The following is a 26,903-nucleotide window of genomic DNA, read 5'->3' on the forward strand; positions in this document are numbered from 1 at the left end:
CGAAGGATAGGATCAGCAAATGGATATGACAGTATTGTGGGCGGTATTGTTGGCAAGTTTGGCGGGATCGCTGCACTGCGCTGGTATGTGCGGGGTGTTTGTGATGTTCGCAGTTGGAATGCCGGATGAAGAGCGTGCAGGGTTCTGGCGGAATCGACATTTGTTGAATGGCGTTTATCATTCGGGGCGATTACTAACGTATACCTTGTTGGGTGTGGTCAGTGGTGCGCTTGGGCAGATGATTGATATGGGAGGGACCATGGCTGGGGTGCAGAACACAGCAGCGGGGTTGGCCGGTGGGATGATGGTGATTTTGGGATTGGTGATGATTTTGAGATGGCGCGGTGTAAAGATTGGCGAGATGAAGGCGCCCGGATTCATGCAGAAATTGGTGGTTAGTGGGCAACGGCTTGCAATGGGATGGCATCCTTTTGTAAGAGCGGGTGTGATTGGGATGTTGACGACACTTCTTCCTTGTGGATGGTTATATCTGTTTGCAGTGTTTGCGGCTGGAACAGGGAGCGCGGTGATGGGGGGGGCAGTGATGGCAGCGTTTTGGTTGGGAACGGTACCGGTTTTGGCGACGCTGGGGATAGGTACGGGTTTTGTAACAAATAAGTTGGGTGCGAAGATGCCGTTGGTTTCTGCGGTGATCATTATTGGGGTTGGTTTATTTACAGTCGTCAATCGGATTGGGATTGATACGAGCGCTTTTGCAGAGAATGCTAATCAAAAATTAGATTTGGTTGAAGAACAATCGGACCAGACGAAAGGGTTGACGACATCGGATTTGCCGTGTTGTTTTGAAGGTGAGTAATGGTGGCAGCTAATCAAGACAGTGTCGATGCACGTGATGCGGATCACGTGAAGGAAAAAGTTGGTGGCCCGTGCGATCATTGTGGGCTTCCGGTACCACGCGGTTTGTGGGTTGATGATGCGGATCTACAGTTTTGTTGTAATGGATGTAAAACGGTTTATGAGGTGATCCATTCTTGTGGTTTGGATCCCTATTATACGATTAGAGAACGGGCTGAATCGGGGGGTGGAGTTGATAAGCAGAAAGCAGCGACGAGCGGCAGAAAGTACCGAGAGTTTGATGATGAAACGTTTTATGAGCTTTATTGTCAACGGTTAGGTGAAGAAGGTAGTGAGCGTTTTGCGATCGATTTGTATTTAGAAGGTGTTCATTGTGCAGCATGTGTGTGGCTGATTGAGAAGTTGCCATTGGTATGTGATGGTGTGTTGGAAGCGAGGCTTCATCTAGGTAAGTCATTGGTTCGTGTGACATGGGATCGGAGCGTGGTGGCTTTATCGAAAATTGCAAGGATGTTGGATTCATTGGGGTATGCGGCACATCCGGCGCAGGGGAGTGAAACGCAGTTGCTTCGTACGCGTGAGGATCATAAGTTTTTGATTCGTATTGGGGCTGCAGCGGTTTGTGCGGGGAATACGATGCTGATTGCGTTTGCATTGTATGCGGGGATGTTTAGTTGGATGGCGGATGAGCATCGTGAATTGTTTCGATGGCTAAGTATGTTTATTGGGGTGGTGGCATTGTTGTGGCCGGGCCAGATTTTTCTGAAAGGGGCGTGGGCTGCAATCAGAATGAGGACGCCACATTTGGATTTACCGATTGCGGTTGCATTGGTTGCGGGTACCGTTACAGGGATAATCCATACGATGTTGGGGCAGGGCGAGATATATTTCGATTCTTTGAGTGTGTTGATTTTGTTACTGCTGGTTGGGCGATGGTTTCAACATCGTCAGCAACGGCAAGCTGATGATGCTGTGCAGCTTTTGTTTTCATTAACGCCACGTCGTGCGCGACTGGTGATGACAGAAAATGAAAGTGATTTGGAACGGGTGTTTGATTCCGGACACGGTGTTGTGCGTGAGGTTCCGATTGAAGGTATCAATGCTGGGGATGTTGTTGAGGTGCTGGCGGGAGAAGTGTTTAGCGTGGATGGCGATGTGTGTGCGGGTCGATCGAGCGTCAATGAAGCAATCTTAACCGGTGAGTCACGGATGCGTGATTTGCTGGTGGATGATCATGTGTGCGCGGGGACAGTGAATGAGTCCGCGAAGGTGTGGGTGAAAGTACGACAGGCAGGAGAGGGAACTCGTTTAGGTAAGTTAATGCAATTTGTTGAACGATTTGCTCGAGAAAAATCGCCAAGTGTGGCGATGGCGGATCGTATTGCGGGGTGGTTTGTTGTCGTTGTGATTATATTAGCGTCTATGACATGGTTAGGTTGGTTCTTAATTGATCGTGGGATGGCGACTGAGCATGCGATTGCACTTTTGATTGTGGCGTGCCCGTGTGCGTTGGGATTAGCGACACCTTTGACAATTGCATCGAGTATTGGGAAGGCGGCACGATCTGATATTTTGGTTAAGGGCGGTAGTGCGCTGGAGAATTTGTCGAAGCCTGGCCGTATTTACTTGGACAAGACCGGTACGATTACGAAGGGGCAGACGACTCTAAGGGAATGTTATGTAGATTCTGTGTGTGACGATCCTGTTTGGCTAAAGGCTGCGGTACTTGTTATTGAAGAACGGTCGTCTCATCATGTGGCTAAAGCATTTGTTGAGGCTTTTAATGGGCATGAATCTTTGGTTGATCGAAGTTATGACTTGCGTGTTGGTGACGTTGAGCAGATGGCGAATGGAGGGATTGTTGCTGAGATTGATGGCAGAGAGATAGTGATAGGCTCATTGCGGTTTTCAAATGACAGGAGAATAAATCTTGGCAAAAAAGTTCTTAGTGAGGCGGAGACGGTTGTTTCTGATGGATTGACTTGTGTGGTGATATCACTTGATGGACAGGGAGTCGGCGTGGCGGGGTTTGGTGATGCGGTCCGTGATGATTCGCACAAGGCGATTAAAGCTTTGGAAAAATTGGGTTGGCAGATTGGTATTTTGTCTGGCGATAGTCAGGAGATTGCCGAGGAGGTCGCGGTACATGTTGGGTTACAAGGTCGAGATATTTATGGAGGGATGAGCCCTGAAGAAAAGCTGGCGGTCATTAATGAGACGAAAGAGTTGGGTCAAATGACCGTGATGGTTGGAGATGGTGTGAATGATGCTGCTGCTTTGGCTGCGGCTGATATTGGTATCGCAGTAAATGGTGGCGCTGAGGCGTCATTAAGTGCTGCAGATGTGTATTTAGCAAGGCCTGGGCTTGGAGGGATTGTCGAGTTAATGGGACTATCACGGCGTACTGTGCGTGTGATTCGACGTAATCTTGGTTTCTCATTGAGCTATAATGTGATTACGGTTATGTTGGCTATGTTGGGTTTGATTAATCCGTTGATTGCAGCAGTATTGATGCCGATCAGTTCGTTGACGGTAATTACGATGGCTGTTGGGGGAGTGTGGGTTGGGAAGAATAAACACGGACTTTGAAAGGGGACATGATGTCAGTGATCTATATTGTTTTGCCATTGGCGTTGGTGCTCGCATTAATTGCATTGGTGGCGTTTATATGGTCGGTTAGAGGGGGTCAGTTTGATGATCTAAGTACACCCTCGCTAAGGATGCTGCATGACGATGAGCAGCTGCGGCAGACTGGTGATACTGACGAAGTTGAGAGCGAAGATGATTGAGGGGTTACCTGTGGGTGGGATGCTAAAAAATGATGGATAGCGCTTAGTACGATGGATATTGCGATGAATGCGATCAATGATTCATTGGACGGTTATGTTATGTTCAATGGCAAGCATTGTGACCATACAGATAATTGGAGCAATCCAGATGATACGAAAGCAGAAAGATAAGCAAGATCAGTTGTTAACCACAGCGAGCGGGATACCAGTCGGTGATAATCAGAACAGTCTGACGGCGGGCGAACGTGGTCCTGTTTTGATTCAAGATTACCACATGATGGAAAAGTTGGCTCATTTTAATCGTGAGCGGATTCCGGAGAGAATCGTTCATGCTAAAGGGTCAGGCGCATATGGTCATCTAACAGTGAAGCATGATATCTCGAAGTATACATGCGCCAAATTGTTTGATGAGATTAATAAAAAAACCGAATGCTTTGTTCGGTTTTCGACAGTGGGGGGTGAGCAAGGCAGCGCGGATGCTGAACGTGATCCACGTGGTTTTGCGGTGAAGTTGTATACAGAGGAAGGTAATTGGGATCTAGTCGGAAACAATACCCCCATTTTTTTTATACGAGATGGCGTTAAGTTTCCGGATTTCATTCATACACAAAAGCGATGTCCGATGCGTCATGTGAAGGATCCAAACATGATGTGGGATTTTTGGTCTTTGAGCCCAGAGAGTCTGCACCAAGTTACGATCTTGTTTAGTGATCGTGGTATACCGGCTACCTATAGGCATATGAATGGCTACGGTTCACATACCTTTAGTATGATCAATGACAAAGGGAAGCGGGTGTGGTGTAAGTTTCACTTTAAAACAAATCAGGGAATTATGAACCTGAGTGCTAATCAGGCAGAGCGTATGAAGGGTGAGGATCCAGATCATGCTCAGCGTGATTTGTTTGATGCGATTGAGCGGGGTGAGTATCCAAGTTGGCGTTTTTGTATACAGGTGATGAGTGAAGAACAGGCAGAAAAAGTTGAGTTTAATCCTTTTGATTTGACTAAGGTGTGGTCACATAAGATGTGGCCTTTGATTGATGTTGGTGTGCTGGAACTCAATCGAAATCCTGTTAATTATTTTGCGGAAGTTGAACAATCTGCATTTAGTCCCAGTGATGTTGTTCCCGGGATTGGCTTTAGTCCGGATAAGATGTTGCAAGCGAGAATCATGAGCTATCCAGATGCGCAACGCTATCGTTTAGGCACGAACTATCAGCAGCTGGATGTCAATCGGCCACGTTGTCCATACGAAAATTATCAACGTGACGGTCAAATGAGCCAAGGCTTCGGTGGCGACCAACCTAATTACGATCCGAATTCAATACAAGGGACTCCAAAGGAAAATAGAGAGTATAACGAGCCTGCTCTAGATATTGGTCATGCAATCGTAGATCGATACGATCATCGTAAGGGCAATGATGATTTCACACAGGCAGGCGACTTGTATCGTTTAATGACCGATGATGAACAACAACGACTAGTTGAAAATATTGTCAATTCATTAAAAAATGCAAATAAGGTAATTCAGGAACGTCAGATTGTTCATTTCTATAATGCTGATCATGAGTATGGAGAGCGTATTGCAAAGCATTTAAAATTGACATTGCCTAAGAAACAAGGTGTGAAGACAACTTGATGCTTAGTATGGGAGAAATAGAAAACCAGCCGCACATTGTGCGGCTGGGCGTCTCGATGTTCCCGTGTTCGAGATTGTATGTTAGCGTTAGCTTGATTTGATTTTGAGTTTTATACTTGTACTTTTTAATAGTGCTTTAAGTTGATCAAGATTTTCGGAGCTTAAACGAACCATTCTTGATCGGGTAGAGCCTTTAAAGAGCGACAGTGTATAAGAGCCAGTATCCAATTTCGCATTGATGGTAGCATCTGCATCATCAAACGAAATATGACCATTGTGGTGGTATTTTCGGTAAATAAGTCGATGATTGGTGAAGATAATTCCTGCGGATCCTGATTCAGCAGGAGTAATGTCCGTGTCAATCAAATACTCTCTGACGCTTTCGTCAGTTTTCAGATTTGCCCAAATGCATATTTGATTTAAACATTTCTCTGGAATGCGTGAGCTGTGAACGGGTTGCTGTTGTCGCAACTGATGCTTTTTGAATCTTGCATCACGTCTTTTCTTACGTTCAGCTTCCTCATCAATCACTGTTATTTCAATATCATCAATATTCGTATTTTCTAATAGCGAAGTTGATTGTGGTGGCGCTTTAGTTGATGCTGTTGAGGTGCTTTTGAATTTTATATACCGTTTTTTTGTAGATTTAGAATCAGCGTCAGTTTTTGAATCTTTTTTGAGCGATTTCATATCGAGTAGCTTTTTCTCATGTTCTTCATGAAAAGCTACTTCTTCGCGTACGGTCTCTTCGTAATCTTCTTCAAGCCATGATGAAAAAGTATCATCATTTAAATCGTTTACTGGGGAGGGGGCGATGAAGACATGTTCACATAACGTGCACTTTACTTTGCAGCCAACGACTTCAGGAGGAGCAATGAGTGTGTTATCACAATTTGGACAAGGAACGTTCATGGTGAAACTTTCAAATCGTAATGCAGAAGCTAATTCAGAGAGATTGTGCGCAAGTGTTGAGTGAGACAAATTACAGTGTTAGATACTAATGATAAAGGTTCGACGTAATAGTAATAATGAAACCAAGCAAAAGTAAAACAATTGATACAGTTAATGGATGTGAAGTAAAAACAAACATTCGAATATAAAACTGTAACGTTAAATGAAACTCAATGATATAAACACATCATAGCGTATTTTGATCGAAATGCCGAAAGAATTTTTAGATTTATATTCGGTTGGAAACAGATGAGTTGTCTAATGATTTTGATGTAAGATGATCAATAATTAGAGGTTATGAATTTGCTTGATAAGCCACGATGCAAACTCTGCTTTTCGCAATTCGCCGGGAGAGCTTGTTTGGCCACTGGGGGTGATTAATGTCGGTGTTATAACGTCTGCCTCCATCGTGCCAAGTGGATTTGCTACGATCGCATCAACTTTTTTCCGTTTCATTTTAGCGGTTGCTCTTTCAATTAATACGTCAGCTTCCTCGAGTGCGAACGCAATAATCTGCTGATTCGGTTTTTTTTGCGGTGCAAGTGCAGCGGCCAAATCAGGGGTTGGTGTCAATTCAATAATCATGCTATCCCCTTGATCGTGTGAGCGAGGTAATTTCCCGTCATGTTTTTCAAGTGGGGTATAATCAGCCACAGCGGCTGCCATGATAAGTATGTCACAATTGGGGAAATGAACAGAAAGTAGTGATTGCAGATCTGCAGTCGATTCAAAACGTAATATGCTGATCTGGCTTGGCATCTCAGGTAATTGAATCCCAGGACCCATCAGCAAAGTTACATTGTGCTCATTTTTATAAGCTGCTAATGCTAGCGATATGCCAACTTTGCCACTCGAGCGATTGCCGATGTAACGTACCGCGTCAATGGGTTCACGTGTAGGACCCGCAGTGATCAGAATATTCATATATCTTCTCCAAATCAATCGCTTACATTTTAACTAATCGCGAACTGCATGTAGGGTTACTCGATTCTAATGTGGTTTATGATGATTAGGCAAGATAAAGAGATTGCGCAATCTGAGGAAGTCGAATTGTGTAGAAACTCGTTGAGTGCCTGTAGTCGAGAATCATAACGAATGCGATTCTACATGATCGAATAATGTATCATTAGAAAATAAACCATATTTATACGGCAGATTGATTATGCGCCTTACCGCCAATCTGATAGTTATTTCAATTATTAGCCTCTTGGTGGGCTTTAGTGTCCGCTATTACTACCATGCTCAAGTGCTTACGCAGCAAAGCACACAAGTTATGAATGCGCTAAATATGCTCAAAGATGAGGTGGTCTACCGATCGCATCTTGCTAAAGTAGAGCAAAAAAAGAATATTGTCATACGGTACATTGAAGCTGGTTGGTTTCGAGAAGGCCTGCCCTATAACCAGCTTGTGGGGCATGTTCGTCCATGGATTGATCTTGCTCCTCCCAATGATTATTCAACCGAACCTCCAGACCCAATTATCGTTTCAGATTTACAGGCCGGTATTTGGTACAACCCAAGTAATCAGATTTTTAGAGCTCGCATCAAACCGCAATCAACGAAAAAGAAAACTCTTGCGCTTTATAATAAAATTAATCAAGTGACATTGGTTAGTTTGAACAACACATTTAATGTTTCTCGTATGCCGATTGCAATGAATAGGCCAGTTGATGATGTTATTGCGGCGTCCGCTAATATGACTCTTATCCAAGAACAAAATGTGATAATGCCAGATGTTATTTATGGTTCTAATGTGCAAATGTCACATCAAGATTGGCAGGTTGCTCAGGAAGTTGAAGCACTTCAAGGTGATGTTTCTGCTCCACAACGGATTAAGTTAGATGATCTGAGGTTGAATAGAAAGACGCAAAAGACCGAATAATACAGGTTGAAATTTATAGGCATTGGATGCTTAGATGATCTAAAGCGGTTTTTGATGACAGTCGATTCAATATATATAAAAAGCTAAAACCCGTTGCCTAAACTGCAGATAGCTAGCGGGTTGTTTGTATGTATCGAGTTAGCCGAAATTAAGGTGTTAAATTGACTGACCAGGCAGATAAAGACATTAATATTCTTAAGTCAGACAGCGATGATAATGATCATTCGTCAATTTACTCTACGCTTCCTGTGAATCGTGAGAGTTATGATCTGATTGTGTTTTTTATAGGAGAATTGCAGCAACACATTGAGAAAATGAGCGTAAGTTTACATTCGAATAACTTGCGAGATCTGTCGCATCATTTGCATCAGATTAAAGGGGCTGGTGGAAGTTTTGGGTTTCAGATACTAACAGATGCTGCAGAGCGAGCGGAGCAGGTTTTAGAAGAAAAATCAGCACGGGATTCAGATCGGGTTAAAGCGGTTGATTCTTTGATTTGTCTTTGTAAGCGTGTGAAAGCGCCACCAGTTTCGGAGTAATCGTTTGTGGAACGTTTCGCGAAAATATTCGTGATTGATGATTCAAGAATGACTCAACAGCTTGTGATGAGTCACTTGCAGACATTGCGTGTAGAGATCATTCAAGTTTATAGCAGTATTGATGCTCTGGATAAGGTGAAAAGACAGAAGCCGGATGTTATTTTATTAGATGTAAATATGCCTGAAATGAGTGGATTCGATCTTTGCCGAAGGATTAAATCAGAGCCTGAGCTACATGATATACCCATCATTTTTTTAACAGCAAAAGATGAGATTATTGATAAAGTTAAAGGGTTTGATTTGGGTGCTGCAGATTATATTACTAAGCCGTTTGAGCCTGTAGAGTTGCGGATGAGAGTGAATGTACATTTAAAGACAAAGCATCTTATAGACCTTCTCGCAAAAGAAGCTCGATTAGATAATCTGACAGGACTCTACAACCGCTTGTATTTCGATGAACGTATCGAGCAAGAAATACACAGATCAATTCGTGAATTTAAGATAGCAGCAATCATGTTCATTGATGTTGATGATTTCAAGCACATTAATGATACTCTAGGTCATCCAGTTGGGGATCAAGTGCTACAGAGGATTAGCGAACTTATCTTGTCCGTAAGTCGTATTACCGATGTGGTATGCAGATATGGGGGCGATGAATTTTGTATGATTTTGTGCAATACCGATAAAAATGAAGCTGCTCTTGTCGCGAAGCGGATCATAACGACAATTGAAAATGATCACGAATTGAAAAAAACAGTTCAGCAACTCGTCACGGTTAGTATTGGTATTGCTACAACAGGTCTAGATACAGGCATTGATATTCAGCAGATTGTCGTTTCTGCTGATCAAGCGCTATACGACTCGAAAAGGATTGGTAAAAACTGCGTTAGCATCGCCAAGTGATTGATGTGATTCACTGCGAGGTAGCTATTTGTGGGTAATGTGCCACATTACCATGCATGCGATACAATGTCTGGCTATGGATCAGATTTATCAAAAGCAACTTGCAAACGGGCTAATCCTTTTAGGCGAACCAGTGCTAGGATCGGGTTCACTTGCGATGACAATGATGGTACCTGGCGGGCTTGCTGCGCAACCAGCGGATCAAGAGGGTGTTGCCTCGTTACTATCTGAGATCATTTGTCGTGGCGCAGGCGATCTTAATGCACGTGATCATAGCGACGCACTTGACATGCTTGGTGTTGAACGTTCGACCCATGTAGATACGCACCACACAAAATTAGCAGCAACCATGATCGGTTCAAAATTGTCGCAGGCTTTTCCGTTGCTAATGGATATGATACTCAAACCGCATTTTGAACTTGCAGTATTGGAGCCCACGAAACTTCTCGCTTTGCAAGCACTTGAGGCTTTAAAAGATGATCCGCAACAATATGTATTCAAAGAGCTTCGCAATAATCATAACCGGCTTCCATTCGGTCGTTCTTCGCTCGGTAATGCATCACATATCGAGTCTATCACAATAGAGAATGTGAGACAGTTTTGGGCGGCGCGATTTAAACCCAAAGGCACCATACTGGCGTTTGCCGGTTCTTTTGATTGGCATGAACTAGTCGCTTTAGTTGAGCAGAATTTAGAAGCTTGGAGCGGTTCTGCAGATACGGTAGATGCGATCTCCGAAGGCGATCGCGGCTATCAACACCTTCAAGCCGATACATCTCAAACACACATCGCATTGGCGTATGATACGATTGCGGATCGCGAACCTGATTCAATATTACAAAAAGCAGCGATACAAGTTCTTTCGGGCGGAATGTCTGGCCGTTTGTTTACTGAAGTGCGAGAAAAGCGTGGCCTATGTTATTCCGTTTACGCGACATATGGCTCGCAACGTGATCGGGGTATGGTGTTTGCATATGCAGGAACAACAACCGCACGTGCTCAAGAAACGATTGATGTGATGATTCAAGAACTCAATCGTCTGTCTCAGGGTATTGATGAAAGCGAATTTGCACGTGCAATCGTTGGTATGAAATCGCGCCTTGTTATGCAAGGAGAGTCAACAGCAGCCCGAGCCGCCGCGATAGCCAATGAATTATTTATACGTGGCCAATTTATGACGCTAGATGAGTGGGCTACATATACTGATCAAATTACGATTGATAATCTAAATCGTTTTTTAAAAGAAAATCCACCAAACAAAATGACTGTGGTAACGATGGGCGAGAATCAGTTAACTATTTAATCGATGGAAATGCTAGTTTTTTGATAACTTGTGGTCTTTGTTTTTGAACTGAACTGCATAAGCTGCACTTTTTAAGATTTGTAAATAATTGCCTCGCTCATAAGCTCGTTTATCTTCAGCGTGCGATAAATTCATGCAGCCTCGAATTTCGCCAAGTGTGTCAATCTGATGTGATTCACACCATTGTTCTAGCTGCTTTACCATTTGGCTTAATAGGCCGACGCCTTCAGAAATAAATGGCGTGACAACTTGGCATGTACTGGCACCGCACATAACAGCTTTAATAACGTCTTCAGATGACTTCACTCCACCAGTGATACCAATCGGCAATCTGCCATGGCTCGATAGAATTGCGGCCCATCGCAGTCTCAATCGCAGTTCATCTTCATGAGTAGCATTTAGTCGGTAGGTCATGGTGCGTGTTTCAATATCAATATCTGGCTGCATAAAACGATTGAAAATGACAAGCGCTTGAGCGCCAGCGTCACGTATTGCATCAGAATAATGCGATAAACTCGTGTAATTTTGAGAGATTTTAACTGCCAAAGGTACATTGATACGTTTTGTCAGTTCGCTGACAATTTGCACATCCTCAGCTTCAATATCCTCGCTGGATAAATCTCGTTCAGTTGCCACGCGATATAAATTCAATTCAATAGCATCCGCGCCTGCATTAATTGCCTGTATTGCATATTTAGTCCAGCCACCCGGGGTCGCACCATTGATAGACGCGACGATCGGCACATGGACTTCACGTTTCAAATGTTCGATTTGTTTTAAATAGGTGGAAGGATCAACAATCGGTTCTCTTGTTAATGAAGCTGAATCGTGATTCGATTCTTGTTGGCGCATTTGAATGAGCCTGATGTCTTCTTCGAACAGAGAACGCATGACAATCATCGGTGCGCCTGCATCGACTAATTCACGAACGAATTCAATGTCGTAACATAGCGGTGATGCCCCAGGAATGATGGGGTGATCAAGTTCGAAACCCAGATAGTTGGTTCTTAAGTCCATTTAGCATAGTGTAACCGATCATAAACCTCGAATCATCAGATTCTTTTCGATCACTGCTATCACAGTATGCATTGCAGAATTGCTAAATGAAGTGATATACGTATTTACATAATAGAGCACTGCCCGGGGTTCCCAGCCAGGCAGTGCTTGCACGCAACTTCATGCTCTAAAAATGAAATCGGTCGTTTATGATGCACTTAGTAGCGTGTATTCTTCAATATTAAAGCTAACCTCACGTGGATTGATATCAGCAACAGATCCAACGACTAAATCAGGTTGAAAAGCATAATCACCCAATTCATCGCATCGTGTTCCTCCTGAGAGAACCAAGATCGTTCGATACCCCATCTGCACGCCACCCATGATGTCAGTGCTCATCGTATCGCCGATCATCACGGTCTCATTGGAGGACAAGCCAAGCTCCTTTCTCGCAGCCCGCATCATAATCGGCGATGGCTTACCTAATGAAAACGCTTTTGTTCCGGTTGCTTCTTCCAAGAGCGCAACAATCGCGCCACATCCCGGTCGTGTACCGCTTTGTGTCGGACAGTTAGGGTCAAGGTTGGTTGCAATCAATTTCGCACCGTCTAATATCATGTTAGTTGCCGCTTCGAGCATCTCAAAACTAAAAGTACGCGTTTCGCCCACCACAACATAATCTGGCTTTTTATCAACGATCGAATACCCATTGCGATGTAGTGCTGTTGTTAAGCCTGAATCGCCAACCACATACGCGGTACCGCCAGCTTTCTGTTCTGCTAAAAATCTTGCCGTGGCCATCGCACAGGTGAAGATGTGTTTCTCGCCAACATTAATCCCCATTTGCCTCAGCTTCATCACAATATCTCGACGCGAGCGCTGTGAGTTATTAGTAAGAAACAAAAACGGAATGTCATGCTCCAGCAGCGTTTTGATAAAATTATCTGCGCCCTCGATTAGTTCCGTTCCCCGATAAATAACACCATCCATATCAATCAGATAACCATACATATTGCATCTCCTCTAATGTCCAGCCGTGTACCAGACCAATGATTGTTTGCCTGGTTGCTGCTCATTTAAGCAGCAACCATTCAGTTCACCTTTCATTAATGCAAACACCATGCCAACTCAGTTTTGTTTGCAATTGATTAGTACAAATGGGTCTTAGAACGCTAGGAATCGAGATCAACTCGTATTACTCGCTATGTCAGCCCGATCTCGCACTAAGGGTTCTGCCTAAATCTCGTGCAGACCACCTTTGTCTGCCTGATAATGCGTCATATCCAAGACGGTCAATAGATATCCGGGGCTTATAATTGTCCGTCGATTTCAAAAACCGGATTCCAGATTCCACTAAACGAACCCATTGATTGTTATCTTTGCTAAGAACCGTCCAGACTCCCCCAGAGGGGATTTTTCAATCATAATTTGCTACCATGTTGGCACTTGGATCTAGCTCAAAAACAGGATCCAGCCCCTCATAGGCCTCGTCAGCAGTATTTTGCCGACACTATCATTAACAGGCCTTCGCAGCCTTACCGCTGAAATTCGGGGCTGTTGTGACGCATATCACAACACCATCAAGATGTATTCAAAAAGCACAGGAGCCCAAACCTATGGCTATCGAAATCACGATGCCTCGCCTCTCAGACACCATGGAAGAAGGTACTCTCGTCAAGTGGCACGTCAGTGTTGGCGATAAAGTCGCATCCGGCGATCACCTTGCAGATGTCGAAACAGACAAAGCCACCATGGAGCTCCAAGCTTTTGACGACGGCACACTTGCCAAACTCGCACTAGAAGCTGGCAACACCGTCCCAGTGGGTTCACTCATCGCAGTACTTGCAGAAGATGGTGAATCCGTCGAAGACGCCGCCGCTTCTGCTGGCTCCGGTTCTTCAACCGCATCTACTGCTCCTGCACCCGCCGCCGAAGCAGCACCAGTTGCCACAGCGACCGCAACAGCAGCCCCAGCCGCTCCTGCCGGCACACGCGTCTCACCACTTGCCCGCAAGCTTGCTGCCGAGCACAACGTTGATATTTCAACCGTTCAAGGCACAGGCCCTGATGGTCGTATTATCAAACGCGACATCCTCGCCGCCGCCCAAGGTGGCGCCTCAGCCGCATCAGTTACCGCGACTCCTGTCCCGGCAACACCTGCAGCAACCATTGCTTCGGTCGCATCCGAGTTAAAAGCCGAAGAAATCCAGCTCAACGGCATGCGTAAGACCATTGCAAAGCGTCTTGTCGAATCGAAAACAACCATCCCTCATTTCCAGGTCACCGTTGCCGTCGACATGGACCCAATCCTCGAACTCCGCAAAACCCTCAACAGCCAGCTCGAAAACCAAGGCGTCAAGCTGTCTGTCAACGACTTCATCGTCCGCGCATCAGCACTCGCTCTCGTTCAGCACCCAACCGCCAACTCTTCATGGGCTGGTGACAAAATTATCCAGCACGGCACCGTCAACATTGGCATCGCCGTGGCTCTCCCAGCCGAACGTGGCGGCGGACTCATCGTTCCAACACTCCGCGATGTGCACGTTAAAGGCATGCGTCAGATCAGCACCGAAACCAAAACACTCGCAACCAAAGCGCGTGAGGTTGGTCTCACCCCCGAAGAAATGTCTGATGGCACATTCACCATCTCAAACCTCGGCATGTACGGCGTCGAAGCCTTCACCGCCATCATCTCACCACCTCAATCCGCCATTCTCGCGATCGGCGGCGCTGTCCAAAAACCAGTTGTCAAGAACGGCGAGATCGTCATTGGCCATGTCATGAACGCAACCATCTCCGCCGACCACCGCGTCCTTGACGGCGCAGTAGCCGCAGAGTTCATGAACACACTCAAGTCCCTCCTCGAAAACCCAGCCGGCTTGCTCGTGTAACACACGCAACAGAACCTTAAAACCAATCAAGCCCGAAGCGATTCACGTTTCGGGCTTTTTTACTGAACTAGGTAGATTCCCGTGCAGTTTGTATGGTTAATGTTGACGCTTTAAGATACGTCTACCGCGTCCACGCCGCCGCGCTTCTGGGAGCTTCCAAGGCAACGATCTCTAGGCAAATCATGTCTTACTCGAGATGCCGAATCACCGCTAAATAAGCTCAGATGATGAATTAACAAGAATACCACGAGTTTATTATGCGCAAATACTTATCAAATTTGAATAAATCAATAACCGCGTTTTTTGCAACGATCGCGTTATCGGCAATGCCAGCTACTCATGCGATTGGAGGTAGTATTTCTTCTTCGTCATTACATGGGAATGGTGAGATTTGGATAAATAACGGCAATCCCATCGACGGATCATTGACACTAAACGGTGATTCCGCCGCGATCATTCGTATAGATCCAGTAGGCACTGGAGCTGGGTCATTGATACTCTCCGGCACAATCACAGTAGATGGCCAAGAAATCCCGATTGGCGATGGCGGTGGTGAAATCACAGTGGCTGCTCCTAGTTACCGTGTCATTGCAGTATCACAGCAATTTTATCAAATGACTCAAATGCTCGAGGCAGATTTAGTCAGCGATGGTCCACTCGAGAATATTGCCGTTGAACTTCAGCATTTAAGTACATCCGATTACATGCGATCTGTTGGAAGCCTCCTCCAAAATAGCCTCGCAAGTCAGACTGCGATGGCCACTAAAGTGGCCGCGAATAATGCATCAATCATTCATCATCGTTCAAATGCGCCGACCGCAGGTTTTACTTTAAATACCGCCTCCTCATCTGATCAATTAGCGATTCATGAAGCGAATGATCCTAGTCAATACGCTTCATTTTTGCAGAATGAAGAGGCAGCGATAAACGACCGAAGTCTTGATGCGTTTACCGGTTCCGCCATCTTTGATTGGCTGCCCGACAACGAGATCGGCGTCTATCTCCTCACCAGCTACACACAATCCGATATCGACGCGACCGCTAACCAGCTCGGATCTGAATCCAAGCAATTCGATATCCACTTCGGCTCTGATTTCGAAATCGTTGAAAATCTTCGCGTTGGTGGCGCAATCGGCTACGCCAATATCGATAGTGATGCCGACCAAAATCTTGGCAACACAACCGTCGACGCGATCAGCCTTCTCTCTTACGCCAACTATTTCCTCACGCCTAATCTTCGCATAGACACATCCGCCGGCATCACCTACAGCAATTACGACATCGAACGCAACATCTTCGTCGGTGCATCCAAAACCACCGCCACCGCCGCCACCGACGCGCGTCAATACAGCTTCGAAATTGGTGCTAACTACCTCATCGACGACCTGCCTGTCGAAAATCTCACCCTCACTCCGTTCGCTTATCTTCAGTACACCAAAACCGAGATCGACGGCTACACCGAATCCGGAGCCGGAACTGCCAGCCAAAAAGTCAAAGATCAGGAAGACATTTCTCTCGTCTCTTCACTCGGCGCCCTCGTTTCTTACAAAATTGAACGTGGCGCCAGCGTATTCGAGCCGTTTATCTCTGCCAGCTATCAGCACGAATTCAAAAACGATAGCCGCAATGTTTCCTTCTCATTTGTCGGCAACCCTGCGAATCCATTCACAGCGATCATCGACAGCACAGACGAAAACTACTACGCCTTCTCCACCGGATTCCTCTACGCCTCACCCGAAGATTTTTCGATCCGCCTCAACTACGACACCAACTTCGAAAACGATAACATTGAATCACACCGCATTTCCGCTGCCATCCGCTTTAACTTCTAAACCGCAACGTGCAATTTCTTTCTGCACTTAACTAATACAAGCCCATAGCTTCATGCTACGGGCTTTTTTCATGTCCTTTCTTCCCGTTTTTCATTCCCCAATCCGCGCCTTCAACGCCGTTTTGAATTACAATTGCCCTGCAATGGCCTAATCCTATTCAAGATCCGGCCACATCATCCCAAAGCCTTACCACAAGCGAGCTTATCATCATGATGGATCCGAAATCTCTCGAGCAGCTCATCCGAAACATCCCCGACTACCCAAAGCCCGGCGTCCAGTTCAAGGACATCACTCCGCTACTCGCCGACCCCGCTGGCCTCGCTATGGCTGTTGAACTCATGGCCTCTCCCTTCCGTGGTAAAGGCATCGAACTTGTCTGCGGCGCAGAATCTCGCGGCTTCATCTTCGGCACAGCCATCGCTCAAGCACTCTCCGCCGGCTTCATCCCCATCCGCAAACCCAACAAGCTCCCATCTGATACCGCCGCCATTACTTACGACCTCGAATACGGCACCGATACACTCGAAATCCATAAAGATGCCATCAAACCTAAGCAAAAAGTACTCATGGTCGATGACCTTCTCGCAACCGGCGGCACCATGAAAGCCTGTTGTGATCTCGTCGACGGACTCGGCGGCAACATCGCTGGCGTCACCGTTCTCATCGAACTCAACTTCCTCAATGGACGCAACGTCCTCGCCCCATACGACAACGTTCACCCCGTCCTCCAGTACTAATCAGTCATTAGATAAACTGCTCTTCAAGACCGCACAACACAGGATCACTCCCGCATGTCAAAAACTGGACGACAAGCCCAAGGCGAACTCGGCGCCATGACTTCCTACTGGGAACGCTCACATTGGCCACTTCAAGCCCTCATCTTTTTACTCCCCCTCATACTCCTCTACGAACTCGGCACATACCTCTACGTACGCGCCTACAACACGCAGCTCCCCAACCTTCAAGCTGAAGTCCTCCTCTCCAAATTCCTCAACCTCTTCGGCGAAGCCTCCGGCGTATACCTCCCCGGCCTCATCCTCATCATCGTTCTTTTCTGTTGGCATATCGTTCGGCGTGATCCATGGAAGCCCGAGCCCAAACTCTACCTCCTCATGTACATCGAGTCCTTTCTCCTCACCATCCCACTCCTCGTCTTCGCCGCCATCTTCATGCGCGAACACGCCGCCTCCGTGACCTCAATCCTTCAGCAAGCAACGATCCCCGTTGAGACAATTCAAGGTGACACGCTTTCGATCGAAACCAACGTTGCCGTATCCAGTGCCCAATCCTGGCAAGCCGGCCTGCTTCTATCAATTGGTGCAGGCATATACGAAGAACTCGTCTACCGGCTCATCCTCATCGCCATCATCCACACCATCCTCGTCGACCTCATCTCACTCCCCCCATATATCGGTGCGATCGGCGCCGTCCTCGGATCCTCCCTCGCTTTCGGCTACATCCATCCCGAAGCGATCTCGCTCGGAATGCTCCTGTTCTATACAACCGCAGGCATCTATTTCGCCGTCATCTACCTCGCCCGAGGCTTCGGCATCGTCGTTGCCACCCACGTCCTCTACGATATCATCGCCGTCTCCTCCACCTTCCTCTACTCGCTCATGTCCGATTGACCTCCCTCTACCCGTCTCATCATTTTATTTCAAGCCCATGATCTTCCGGGGAGACCGGTAACTCGACACCCCCCATCCCCTTCCGCTACCATGTCAGCGGAGATACGCAATGACCGATTCACAAGACAAAACGACCTCTAATTCCGACCCAAAAGCCACCAATATCACCTGGCATAAGGGTGCGATCACACCCGCAGATCGCCACAAAAATCTTGGACAGAAAGGCTGCACGCTCTGGTTCACCGGCCTCTCAGGTTCCGGCAAATCCACCGTCGCGGTCGCACTCGAAAAAGCGCTCATCAAAGAAGGCCATCACGCCTACTGCCTCGACGGCGACAACATCCGTCACGGACTCAATGCCAATCTTGGCTTTTCCCCTGAAGACCGCGAAGAAAACCTCCGACGTATCGGCGAAGTCGCCAAACTCTTCGCAGACTCCGGCCTCATCACCATCACCTCTTTCATCTCGCCTTATCGTTCATCACGTGATCAAATCCGCCAACTCCACGAGCAAGTCGGCATCCCTTTTTTCGAAATACACATCCACGTCCCTCTCGGCATCGCCGAATCGCGTGACCCAAAAGGTCTCTACAAAAAAGCCCGTGCCGGCGAGATCAAAGACTTCACAGGCATTCATCAACAGTTCGAAGCACCCGAATCCCCAGACCTTTTCCTTCCCACTCACGAACTCAAACTCCACCAATCCATCACTAAACTCATCGACCTCCTCAAACAAAACAATATTCTTACTCCATAACCACACACATTAGAGCAAGTTGCGTGATTATCTGGAACATCCGATGACTCAGAATTCATCAGCCTACGCTTGTCATAGCTACCTTTTACGAAACGACCCTTTGGTCAACGATCCAGGTTATTTCGCAAAACGCTCTAAATAAAACGTGCAATAAAAATGGGCAAGACGCTTTCGCCTCTCACCCATAAACGTGGATCTTCATGCTCCCATTACTTTTGACGTCTTCTGCCAATAGCTGCTAATCCGCCCAATCCAAGCAAGGCTAGACTTGCAGGTTCAGGCACCATCGCGCCTTCAATAAACGCAACAGCCGCTTCGTGAAGCGCTTCACCGTGTTCACCCACAGCAAAAACCAACACACCCGGATCACTTGCCGTTAAACCTTCTTGGCTAAACGACATCGCAACAGCATAGATACCATCTTTGATGTTATCCGTGCCATTCGCCTCATCCAGCATGTAGAAGCCGATGTGTTGATGTAGTCCACTATCAGCACCTGTCTGCCCAATGACAAAACCATCGACATCATCAGTACCACCATTAACCGTAGCAGTGTACGTTTCAAACGGGCTTATCTGCCTAGCAGCAGTAAACATCGTCCCATCGTTCACCGCATCAAATGCGATATCATTAACATCCGACGCATCCCAGTAAAACAGATTAGAGACTGTTCCGCCAAGCTCAAATGCATTGAAATCAAACGACACATCCGTACTTGCCAGTGGTGCAGTGATCCCGTCATCATACTCGTCCGCCTCAACGCCGAACCCCGGATTAGTTGCGTAATAAGATTCCGGCATCTCTGCGCCCATCGCAACTAACTTCTCAATCACACCACCATGCTCAACCATCGCAATCATCTGACCATCCTTAATACCCAGCAGGATATCTGAATGGCCATGATGATGATCTTCAGCAAACGCCTGTGATCCCATAATGCCTGTCGCCATAACAACCCCGCCAATCATCAAACTTTTCTTTAAAGTATTCTTTAAAGTATTCATACGAAAATCTCCCTGTTAATAAAATTGTTTTTGAATAAGAACGAAAATTTTTCAACCACTATTTTCCCACCACCATCGGATCAAAACGATTCTCCGTCGGGCTCACATACACAGTCTCAAACGTAGATGTCTCTGCATGCCCATCCAGATATCCCCAGTTACTGATACTCCCCTTCTCATCTTTCGGCCCCCCATGCGCGCCAATCGCATACTGCTTCGCAGCATTCTTCGGAGCAAGATGCGCCGTCGCGCTCGTGGCCCACGCAGAAACGTGCCCATGATCTGACCCCGCATACTCACCCTCAAACGTCATCATCACAAAATGCACCACCCCAGTTGGCTGCCGCACGTTATCCATCGTGTAATGCCCATCCACACTCCCCATCCCCCAAGGCCCCCACGCCACCAACTCACTATCTAAAAAGTCATTAATCCCATAACTCGTCATGCGACGCCGATCATTCGATGAACCCGGTATCGGATCGCCCTCTGGATGCGGCCCCCAATGCGGGCTATCATCCACCGGCGACCGCAAGACCACATCCACCCCATAATCTTTTGCCAGCGTTTCTGTCCACGGCTCATGCGAACCGTGCGCCGCACCACCATGCGCCAAATTCGCCTGAATCAATTCACCATCGTTATCAATCACATACGCATAATGCGCGATCTCCAACTGACGTATTTGGCTCAAGCACTTGATCGTCATCGCAGTCCGCCTAGCGCTTGATAGCGCTGGCAACAAGATACCAATTAGTAATGCGATGATCGATATCACTACAAGCAATTCAATCAATGTAAATCCACGTTTCATCAGGAACATCTCCCGGTTATCAAATAACCATTAATCACAAGCGACCCGCGATACGCACGCAGCATATCACCCAGATCATTCACTATTGATAGATAAGGGAGTCTCAGATAGTCAGGCTACGTACAATTAATCACCGCACCTTATGCGCAATGTTTGCACGATATCTTACGAATCAATCTGAAACACAACTAGATATGTACTTCAACCCATCGGTGGCCCGCGCCCACGCAACTCACCATCCACCTCCATCGTCCAATTCTCACCTTCCGCAACCAGTGTCTCCACCAGCCCCAAAACATCATGCACACCCACCGCCGAATCTTCAAACATCTGTTGCCGCAGCAGCGTCAACTGTTCGCACACCCCGCATCGATGCTCAGTATTCTTCTCCTCAGCCCCCTCAATCCCACATGTCCCCAGCTCCCCTGCCGTCACATGGGTGACGATCGCCTTAACTCCATGCTCATGCCCCATCGTCAAGTGCACGCCACGCAATAACCCCGAATACTGCATCAGCAGCATCAACACGCACAACCAGACTGCGGCACGTTTGGCGAACATGCCCATAATGATAATAGATTATTACGAAGATGCAATAACCAATTGCAGTTTAATATACTTTTTATTCAAAAACGACTTACCTGCGCGCCCGACGTGTTCCCAGCGTTGGGTTCATCGCCGCGAAATTGAACACCACACCCGCTTTCAAGCCCGCCACTTCCAGATATGCCGTCAGCTTATCCGCCAACTCATCTAGATCCGCATTCATATCCGACAGCACCAACAGCGCAATCTCATCATCCACGTGATAAACCAATTGGCCCTGTACTTCCCCGCCATCCACCAATTCAAATCGCTTCTCAACCATCACACTCCGCACGATCCCCTCATAAACCTTCCCCGGCATACCCGGTCCAGTCGAATAATGTATCGTGTGGATCGCGTCCACAATCTGATTTTCTTTCGCTTCTAATGACATCTATATCTGCTCGCAATCTTTGCGAAGCACTCAGACAGGAAACCATACCTTGCATGAGCCTGCACGCTCACGCAATTCATCAACCATATCGATACCCACCTCACATGCTTTACGCGCCTTCTTCCGCTTCCTCTCTAACGGCCCACCCCAAGCGCACAACCCCTCCCATCTTCTTTTCTATGCCTTCCTAATCCTGACTTCTTTTTCTATGCAATAAAATACGCAGGGAACAAAACCATTATCAACAATCTCTTTGCTTCTGTAAACGTCTTATCACAAGAACACTTAACCCCGCTTGAGCAAGTTGCATCATGACATGCCACATGTCCTGCGAAACAATCGGAAGCAGGCTCGTATGAGAAGCGTTTTTAACGTAACGACCCACTGGTTAATGAGGCAAGTAATTTTACAAAACGCTCTAAAATCCCACTTTTTGTGGTTTATTCCTTGATAACTTCTCCCCCGCACCCCACTGTCCACCGCTAACCACCCATTCATCACTCACCCAACCTTCACTCTTGCAAGCTCTGCAAACTTCTGCGACCATCCTCCCTATGGATGCATTCGTAATTCAAGGCGGAAAACGGCTCACCGGCACAGTCAGAATTCACGGCTCTAAAAACGCCGCGCTACCCCTCATGGCTGCTGCCCTTCTTACTGACCAACCTCTCACCCTCAAAGATGTCCCCGATCTCTCCGACATCCGCAACATGGTCAAACTCCTCAAATCTCTCGGTTGCACCATCGACTCCACCCCCGACCTCGGCACGACCTCCGATGGCCTCGGCGTCGATATCAAACTCCACGCAACCGATCCTTCCAAATCCCTCGCGCATTACGACATTGTCCGCACCATGCGTGCCGGCATCTGTGCCCTCGGCCCACTCCTCGCCAAACGTGGTTACGCCAAAGTCTCTATGCCCGGCGGATGCGCGATCGGCGACCGACCTGTCGATCTCCACATCCGAGGCCTCCAGCAACTCGGCGCCAAAATCCATCTTGCCGAAGGATACATCATTGCCGAAGGCCCCAACGGCCCCGGCTCAAAACTCCAAGGCGCACACGTCTTCCTCGGCGGGCCCAACGGCTCAACCGTCCTTGGCACAGCAAACGTTCTTTCCGCCGCCGCACTCGCCGAAGGCACAACCATTATCGAGTGCGCCGCTTGTGAACCTGAAATCGAAGACCTCGCCAACCTGCTCAACAGCATGGGCGCCAAGATCACCGGCGCAGGCTCGCCCGTCGTCACCGTCGAAGGCGTCGACGAACTCACCGCCGCAACGCACACCATCATGCCCGACCGCATCGAAGCCGGCACATACGTCATCGCTTCCGCCATCACCAACGGCGACGTCATCCTCGAAAACTTTCCAACCCGCACACTCACCGCCGCGCTCGACCGTCTCCGCGTCATCGGCGTCGACGTCACACCCATTCCCCCTCATTCTTCATCAACACAATCACTCGAACCGATTACCACGCCCGATTCCGGCACCCCTATCGCCACATTAGAACCCAAAACCACAACCCTTCCCGGCCTCCGCGACACCGTTCGCATCGCAACCTCTCGCCGCCTCGAACCCGCCCACGTCGTCACCCAACCCCACCCCGGCTTCCCCACAGACCTTCAAGCCCAACTCATGGCTCTCCTCACCCTCGCCGACGGCAACTCCGTCATCACCGAAAAAATCTTCCCCGACCGATTCCTCCACGTCCCCGAACTCCTCCGCATGGGCGCTTCCCTCACACGCATCGGCCCCTCCGTCATGGTCACCGGCGTCCGCGAACTCATCGGCGCCCCCGTCATGGCCTCCGATCTACGCGCCTCCGCAGGCCTCGTTCTCGCAGGCCTCGCCGCACGCGGCACCACCACCATCAACCGCGTCTATCACCTCGATAGAGGTTATCAGCGCATGGAACTCACTCTCCAAAAACTCGGCGCCGACATCCAGCGCGTCAAAGGCGCTTCCGTCTAACAAAAAAGCCTCACTCTTCACGAGCAAGGCTCTAAAACCGTTCATGTTTATTATCGTTTAGAGCAGTTTGCATGTTGACTTGCCGTGTGAATCAATGTTGCAATCGACAGTCATTTAATCTGAAAACTGTTTTTACGTAACGACCAATTGGTCAACGCGGCAAGTGTTTACGCAAAACGCTCTAATACACCTCATCAATTTTTCGCCGCTCACGATCTTTTTCTCTCACCTCAATATCAACCCGAAACGATTTACCCAGACGCGTACGTTCCCATGGCCGGCGGTAATCTATAACCAGTCTCACTTCGCCTGACTTCTTTGCCTTAAACCGCCATACACTTTCCCCGCCTGTTCCCACCATCCCTTCTTCTCTTTCATCCTTCTCATACTCACCCAATCCTTCTTGTTCTAGCACACCATCCCCACTCCAGCCACGCGGCAACATCCACATATACCCTGTCGTCCGATTACTCTCAAGTTCTACCACAACCTCATCACCTTCCCATACCGTCACCGTTTTTCCATCATCCTTCTCAGTGATCCGGACAACCGTAAATAGTCGCGGCGCCTCTTCACCATCCACATGATCCTTCCCATCAACCCGCGTATCGCCCGAGCAGGCACCTACCAGCATCAACAATGTCATCACTAATATTAAAATAACGCCCTTTAGCATTTGTCTATCCTTCGGTTAGTGTCCGAAAACCCATTCCCTTTATCCATGCCTCGATTCTCTGGGAATTCAATAATACCGCCCTCTGCCATGCTCACTCCCCTCACCGTCCTCCTGTACGACCGGGTAATTCGCCGTCTCGCCTTTCACTACATTCACCGTTACCCGAAACACCTTCATCGGTTCTTCATCCTTCTCATAAGGCCGGTGATAAATAAACTTCAAATTGACCAGCCCCGTTTTATTTGCCAAAAAGATCCACGTCCTGATGCCCCCCGTCCCCACAGCTTTCCCTTCCTCATCCTCGTCAGGCTCAAACAACGGCCTGCCCACCGGTGCCAAAATCTCTCGACGGTCCTGCGACAACGTCCACAAAAACCCCGTCGTCGGATCCGCTCTCAGCCGCACATGCAAACTCTCTCCCGTCTTGATATACACCAGCGCCCCATTGTCTTCACCACTCACAACCTCAACCTTCTTACCACGCCCATCCAGCGTCTTCATCGTCTTCGCCGTTGGATAGTATGGCTCCTGGCAGCCGACCATTGCCGATGCCCACAGTACCACACCAATAGCTACCAATATAATCCGCAGATCGCTTATTGCCATCCGTTTTTCTCCCGACACGCATTCATTTCCAACCCTCTTTTACCCTCGTATCTCCGCTATCGTCAACATTCATCCGCCAAATAACCGCCTATCTATGTAATAGGGGATTGACACCATAACTTTGAAAATCAATAACAAAAAAAGACGTACCAGCCTGCGCCAGCACGTCCATATAATCATCTATTCATCAGTTAATGATTCAGCTAATCATCCATCTCGCTGAAATCATCAATAATCACATCAGGATGATCCGGCGTATCAACCCCTTCAACAAACCGATATCCCCTCGGCAACAACCGCTCCCCTTCCTTCTTTGCACGAATCCGTTCTTCTGCGGTGATCTTCTGCTTCCCTCGGATCACAAATTTAATCGGCACCTCACTATACGGCACCACATCACGCAACCGATTCATCATGAATCGCTGATAATTATTATCAAACAATTCCGGGTGATTTACGTTCAACGCAATCGTCGGCGGATTCACCGAAATCTGCGCCGCATAATAAACCTTCGCACGCTTGCCGCTCTTACCGCCGCTCGGCCCCCTAAGCTGCATCAACGCCCCAATAAACGTATTCACTTCGCTCGTCGACAAACGCAAACTCGTCTGGTTATACAACGCCATAACAATATCCATTGCCTCATGGATACCCTTCTTGTCCTTCGCGCTCGTAAACACAATCGGAGCATACGACATCGCGCCCAGCGCCTTGTCCATATACTCAACATACTGTTCTTTCGTGTATGTCTTTTCAGCCAAGTCCCACTTGTTGATCACAAACACAGTCGCTCGGAAATGCTTCCGGATTTCATTCACCAACTGCTTGTCCACCTGAGACACAGGCACACTCGCATCAATCAACATCACACAAACATCCGCACGCCTCACAGACCTGAGAGATCTATGATGCGAATAGAACTCAATGTCGTCCGCCAAACTTTTTCGCTTACGCATCCCCGCCGTGTCAATCGCCGTAAACTTTCGGCCATCCCGCTTAAACGGCACATCCACCGAGTCACGCGTCGTTCCCAATTCGTCCGACACAATCACACGATCATCGCCAACCAACGCATTCACAAACGTACTTTTGCCCGCATTACGTTTCCCAACAAACGCAACCTTAATCCCCTCGTCCGGCTTCGTCACCGCATCACCCATCGATGCCAAATGATCAAAATCAATTTTCTCTCTAATCGCACGATAGAGTGCGTACTCATTATTCTTGTTCTTTGCGCTCATCATCAGCGGATCGCCAAACCCCAGCCCCGACGTCTCATATGCGCCCGCTTCATGCGTCGACCCATCAACCTTATTCGCGATCAGCAGCACCGGCGTCTTTAAATCCGATTTCCTAAGCACACTCGCAACCGTATAGTCCAGCGGCACCAAGCCCTGCTGTGCATCAACCATAAACAGCACAAGATCAGCATCCGCAATCCCAATCTCGATCTGCCGTTCAACATCAGCCGTTAAATTTTGCGTATCCTCAATCCCATACCCGCCCGTATCCACCAACTCCGCATAATTCGGTTCCAATCCCCGCTCCAAATTCGGAATCTCCACCGGCGTGCTCACACGGTCACGCGTCACACCCGCTGTCGGATCCACAATACTGATCCGTCTGCCCGCCATCATGTTCATCAGCGAACTCTTACCAACATTCGGCCGACCCACAATCACAATCTTCGGCAAATAACCGCCGTCGGGTACGCTCATCGCACACCTGCCTTTCATCTCATTCTTCCGCTCAGCCACGCTTCACAGCCATCCAAGCGGAATATCCGGATTCTTTACCCTATCCAGTTCGGGCCTCAGCACTCGCCAAGGAGCCACACATTCTAGCCCATCCCCACCCCTCATCCAAATCAAACCACCCATTAATCAATCCCAAGCCCCTAACCGCCGGTCAGGGGGTATCGT

General features: G+C 47.9%; 25 protein-coding genes. 14 read left to right on the forward strand and 11 right to left on the reverse strand.

Annotated elements, in window-relative coordinates; translation table 11 throughout:
• The first annotated feature begins 19 nt into the window (after positions 1 to 19).
• From KS4_RS00640 to KS4_RS00655, 4 genes are all read left to right on the forward strand, one after another.
• The gene (locus tag KS4_RS00640; protein ID WP_145073123.1) at positions 20 to 817 is read left to right on the forward strand and encodes a sulfite exporter TauE/SafE family protein; all 798 of its coding nucleotides are present in this window, start codon (positions 20 to 22) and stop codon (positions 815 to 817) included.
• A gap of 2 nt (positions 818 to 819) precedes the next feature.
• Positions 820 to 3,405: a heavy metal translocating P-type ATPase gene (locus tag KS4_RS00645; protein ID WP_200761428.1), complete on the forward strand. Its 2,586-nt coding sequence runs from the start codon at positions 820 to 822 to the stop codon at positions 3,403 to 3,405.
• 11 nt (positions 3,406 to 3,416) lie between these two features.
• Positions 3,417 to 3,605, forward strand: a complete 189-nt coding sequence (gene ccoS, locus KS4_RS00650; protein WP_145073129.1) for a cbb3-type cytochrome oxidase assembly protein CcoS — start codon at positions 3,417 to 3,419, stop codon at positions 3,603 to 3,605.
• Between the two features lie 148 nt (positions 3,606 to 3,753).
• Complete coding sequence (locus tag KS4_RS00655) at positions 3,754 to 5,244, forward strand: catalase (RefSeq protein ID WP_145081297.1); 1,491 nt, start codon at positions 3,754 to 3,756, stop codon at positions 5,242 to 5,244.
• An 87-nt stretch (positions 5,245 to 5,331) separates the two neighbouring features.
• Here the strand turns inward: KS4_RS00655 and KS4_RS00660 are convergent, their stop codons facing one another.
• Both KS4_RS00660 and KS4_RS00665 read right to left on the reverse strand, forming a co-directional pair.
• Positions 5,332 to 6,156, reverse strand: a complete 825-nt coding sequence (locus KS4_RS00660; RefSeq protein ID WP_145073132.1) for a hypothetical protein — start codon at positions 6,154 to 6,156, stop codon at positions 5,332 to 5,334.
• Positions 6,157 to 6,483: 327 nt separating this feature from the next.
• Positions 6,484 to 7,119 carry a phosphopantothenoylcysteine decarboxylase domain-containing protein gene (locus KS4_RS00665; protein ID WP_145073135.1) on the reverse strand — a complete coding sequence of 212 codons (636 nt, stop codon included), beginning with the start codon at positions 7,117 to 7,119 and terminating at the stop codon, positions 6,484 to 6,486.
• 238 nt (positions 7,120 to 7,357) lie between these two features.
• Between KS4_RS00665 and KS4_RS00670 the strand changes: the two genes are divergently transcribed.
• The 4 genes from KS4_RS00670 (at position 7,358) to KS4_RS00685 (ending at position 10,822) form a co-directional block, all read left to right on the forward strand.
• Positions 7,358 to 8,077 carry a hypothetical protein gene (locus KS4_RS00670; RefSeq protein WP_145073138.1) on the forward strand — a complete coding sequence of 240 codons (720 nt, stop codon included), beginning with the start codon at positions 7,358 to 7,360 and terminating at the stop codon, positions 8,075 to 8,077.
• Positions 8,078 to 8,238: 161 nt separating this feature from the next.
• Complete coding sequence (locus KS4_RS00675; RefSeq protein ID WP_145073141.1) at positions 8,239 to 8,616, forward strand: Hpt domain-containing protein; 378 nt, start codon at positions 8,239 to 8,241, stop codon at positions 8,614 to 8,616.
• 6 nt (positions 8,617 to 8,622) lie between these two features.
• A complete protein-coding gene (locus tag KS4_RS00680; protein WP_145073145.1) occupies positions 8,623 to 9,519 on the forward strand; it encodes a GGDEF domain-containing response regulator in 897 nt (298 codons plus the stop codon).
• A 76-nt stretch (positions 9,520 to 9,595) separates the two neighbouring features.
• Positions 9,596 to 10,822 (forward strand): M16 family metallopeptidase, encoded by a 1,227-nt coding sequence (locus tag KS4_RS00685; RefSeq protein WP_200761429.1) that lies wholly within the window; start codon positions 9,596 to 9,598, stop codon positions 10,820 to 10,822.
• A 12-nt stretch (positions 10,823 to 10,834) separates the two neighbouring features.
• Here the strand turns inward: KS4_RS00685 and KS4_RS00690 are convergent, their stop codons facing one another.
• The gene (locus KS4_RS00690) at positions 10,835 to 11,839 is read right to left on the reverse strand and encodes a dihydroorotate dehydrogenase-like protein (protein ID WP_145073151.1); all 1,005 of its coding nucleotides are present in this window, start codon (positions 11,837 to 11,839) and stop codon (positions 10,835 to 10,837) included.
• A 186-nt stretch (positions 11,840 to 12,025) separates the two neighbouring features.
• Positions 12,026 to 12,829: an HAD-IIA family hydrolase gene (locus KS4_RS00695; RefSeq protein ID WP_145073154.1), complete on the reverse strand. Its 804-nt coding sequence runs from the start codon at positions 12,827 to 12,829 to the stop codon at positions 12,026 to 12,028.
• Between the two features lie 605 nt (positions 12,830 to 13,434).
• On the opposite strand from KS4_RS00695, the gene KS4_RS00700 reads away from it, so the two are divergent.
• The 5 genes from KS4_RS00700 to cysC all read left to right on the forward strand — a co-directional run bounded on the left by KS4_RS00700 (position 13,435) and on the right by cysC (position 18,926).
• A complete protein-coding gene (locus tag KS4_RS00700) occupies positions 13,435 to 14,709 on the forward strand; it encodes a pyruvate dehydrogenase complex dihydrolipoamide acetyltransferase (RefSeq protein WP_145073156.1) in 1,275 nt (424 codons plus the stop codon).
• A 326-nt stretch (positions 14,710 to 15,035) separates the two neighbouring features.
• Positions 15,036 to 16,541, forward strand: coding sequence for an autotransporter outer membrane beta-barrel domain-containing protein (locus KS4_RS00705; protein ID WP_200761430.1), 1,506 nt, complete (start codon positions 15,036 to 15,038; stop codon positions 16,539 to 16,541).
• A gap of 209 nt (positions 16,542 to 16,750) precedes the next feature.
• Positions 16,751 to 17,278 (forward strand): adenine phosphoribosyltransferase, encoded by a 528-nt coding sequence (locus tag KS4_RS00710; protein ID WP_145073162.1) that lies wholly within the window; start codon positions 16,751 to 16,753, stop codon positions 17,276 to 17,278.
• A gap of 54 nt (positions 17,279 to 17,332) precedes the next feature.
• The gene (locus tag KS4_RS00715) at positions 17,333 to 18,169 is read left to right on the forward strand and encodes a CPBP family intramembrane glutamic endopeptidase (RefSeq protein ID WP_145073165.1); all 837 of its coding nucleotides are present in this window, start codon (positions 17,333 to 17,335) and stop codon (positions 18,167 to 18,169) included.
• 109 nt (positions 18,170 to 18,278) lie between these two features.
• Positions 18,279 to 18,926, forward strand: coding sequence for an adenylyl-sulfate kinase (gene cysC, locus KS4_RS00720; RefSeq protein ID WP_145073168.1), 648 nt, complete (start codon positions 18,279 to 18,281; stop codon positions 18,924 to 18,926).
• A gap of 209 nt (positions 18,927 to 19,135) precedes the next feature.
• Here the strand turns inward: cysC and KS4_RS00725 are convergent, their stop codons facing one another.
• The 4 genes from KS4_RS00725 to KS4_RS00740 all read right to left on the reverse strand — a co-directional run bounded on the left by KS4_RS00725 (position 19,136) and on the right by KS4_RS00740 (position 21,723).
• Complete coding sequence (locus KS4_RS00725; RefSeq protein WP_145073171.1) at positions 19,136 to 19,930, reverse strand: PEP-CTERM sorting domain-containing protein; 795 nt, start codon at positions 19,928 to 19,930, stop codon at positions 19,136 to 19,138.
• A gap of 58 nt (positions 19,931 to 19,988) precedes the next feature.
• A complete protein-coding gene (locus KS4_RS00730; RefSeq protein WP_234698837.1) occupies positions 19,989 to 20,744 on the reverse strand; it encodes a type II secretion system protein in 756 nt (251 codons plus the stop codon).
• Positions 20,745 to 20,945: 201 nt separating this feature from the next.
• Positions 20,946 to 21,305, reverse strand: a complete 360-nt coding sequence (locus KS4_RS00735) for a hypothetical protein (protein ID WP_145073177.1) — start codon at positions 21,303 to 21,305, stop codon at positions 20,946 to 20,948.
• A gap of 76 nt (positions 21,306 to 21,381) precedes the next feature.
• Entirely contained in the window at positions 21,382 to 21,723 is a 342-nt protein-coding gene (locus KS4_RS00740) for a hypothetical protein (RefSeq protein ID WP_145073180.1), read from the reverse strand.
• A gap of 554 nt (positions 21,724 to 22,277) precedes the next feature.
• On the opposite strand from KS4_RS00740, the gene KS4_RS00745 reads away from it, so the two are divergent.
• Complete coding sequence (locus KS4_RS00745; protein WP_145073183.1) at positions 22,278 to 23,699, forward strand: UDP-N-acetylglucosamine 1-carboxyvinyltransferase; 1,422 nt, start codon at positions 22,278 to 22,280, stop codon at positions 23,697 to 23,699.
• Positions 23,700 to 23,880: 181 nt separating this feature from the next.
• Here the strand turns inward: KS4_RS00745 and KS4_RS00750 are convergent, their stop codons facing one another.
• The 3 genes from KS4_RS00750 to der all read right to left on the reverse strand — a co-directional run bounded on the left by KS4_RS00750 (position 23,881) and on the right by der (position 26,738).
• Positions 23,881 to 24,375: a protease inhibitor I42 family protein gene (locus KS4_RS00750; protein WP_145073186.1), complete on the reverse strand. Its 495-nt coding sequence runs from the start codon at positions 24,373 to 24,375 to the stop codon at positions 23,881 to 23,883.
• Between the two features lie 66 nt (positions 24,376 to 24,441).
• Complete coding sequence (locus tag KS4_RS00755; RefSeq protein WP_145073188.1) at positions 24,442 to 24,981, reverse strand: protease inhibitor I42 family protein; 540 nt, start codon at positions 24,979 to 24,981, stop codon at positions 24,442 to 24,444.
• 203 nt (positions 24,982 to 25,184) lie between these two features.
• Positions 25,185 to 26,738, reverse strand: coding sequence for a ribosome biogenesis GTPase Der (gene der / locus KS4_RS00760; RefSeq protein WP_145073191.1), 1,554 nt, complete (start codon positions 26,736 to 26,738; stop codon positions 25,185 to 25,187).
• Positions 26,739 to 26,903 lie beyond the last annotated feature (165 nt).

It is taken from the genome of Poriferisphaera corsica (genome assembly GCF_007747445.1).
Taxonomy (GTDB): Bacteria; Planctomycetota; Phycisphaerae; order Phycisphaerales; family Phycisphaeraceae; genus Poriferisphaera; species Poriferisphaera corsica.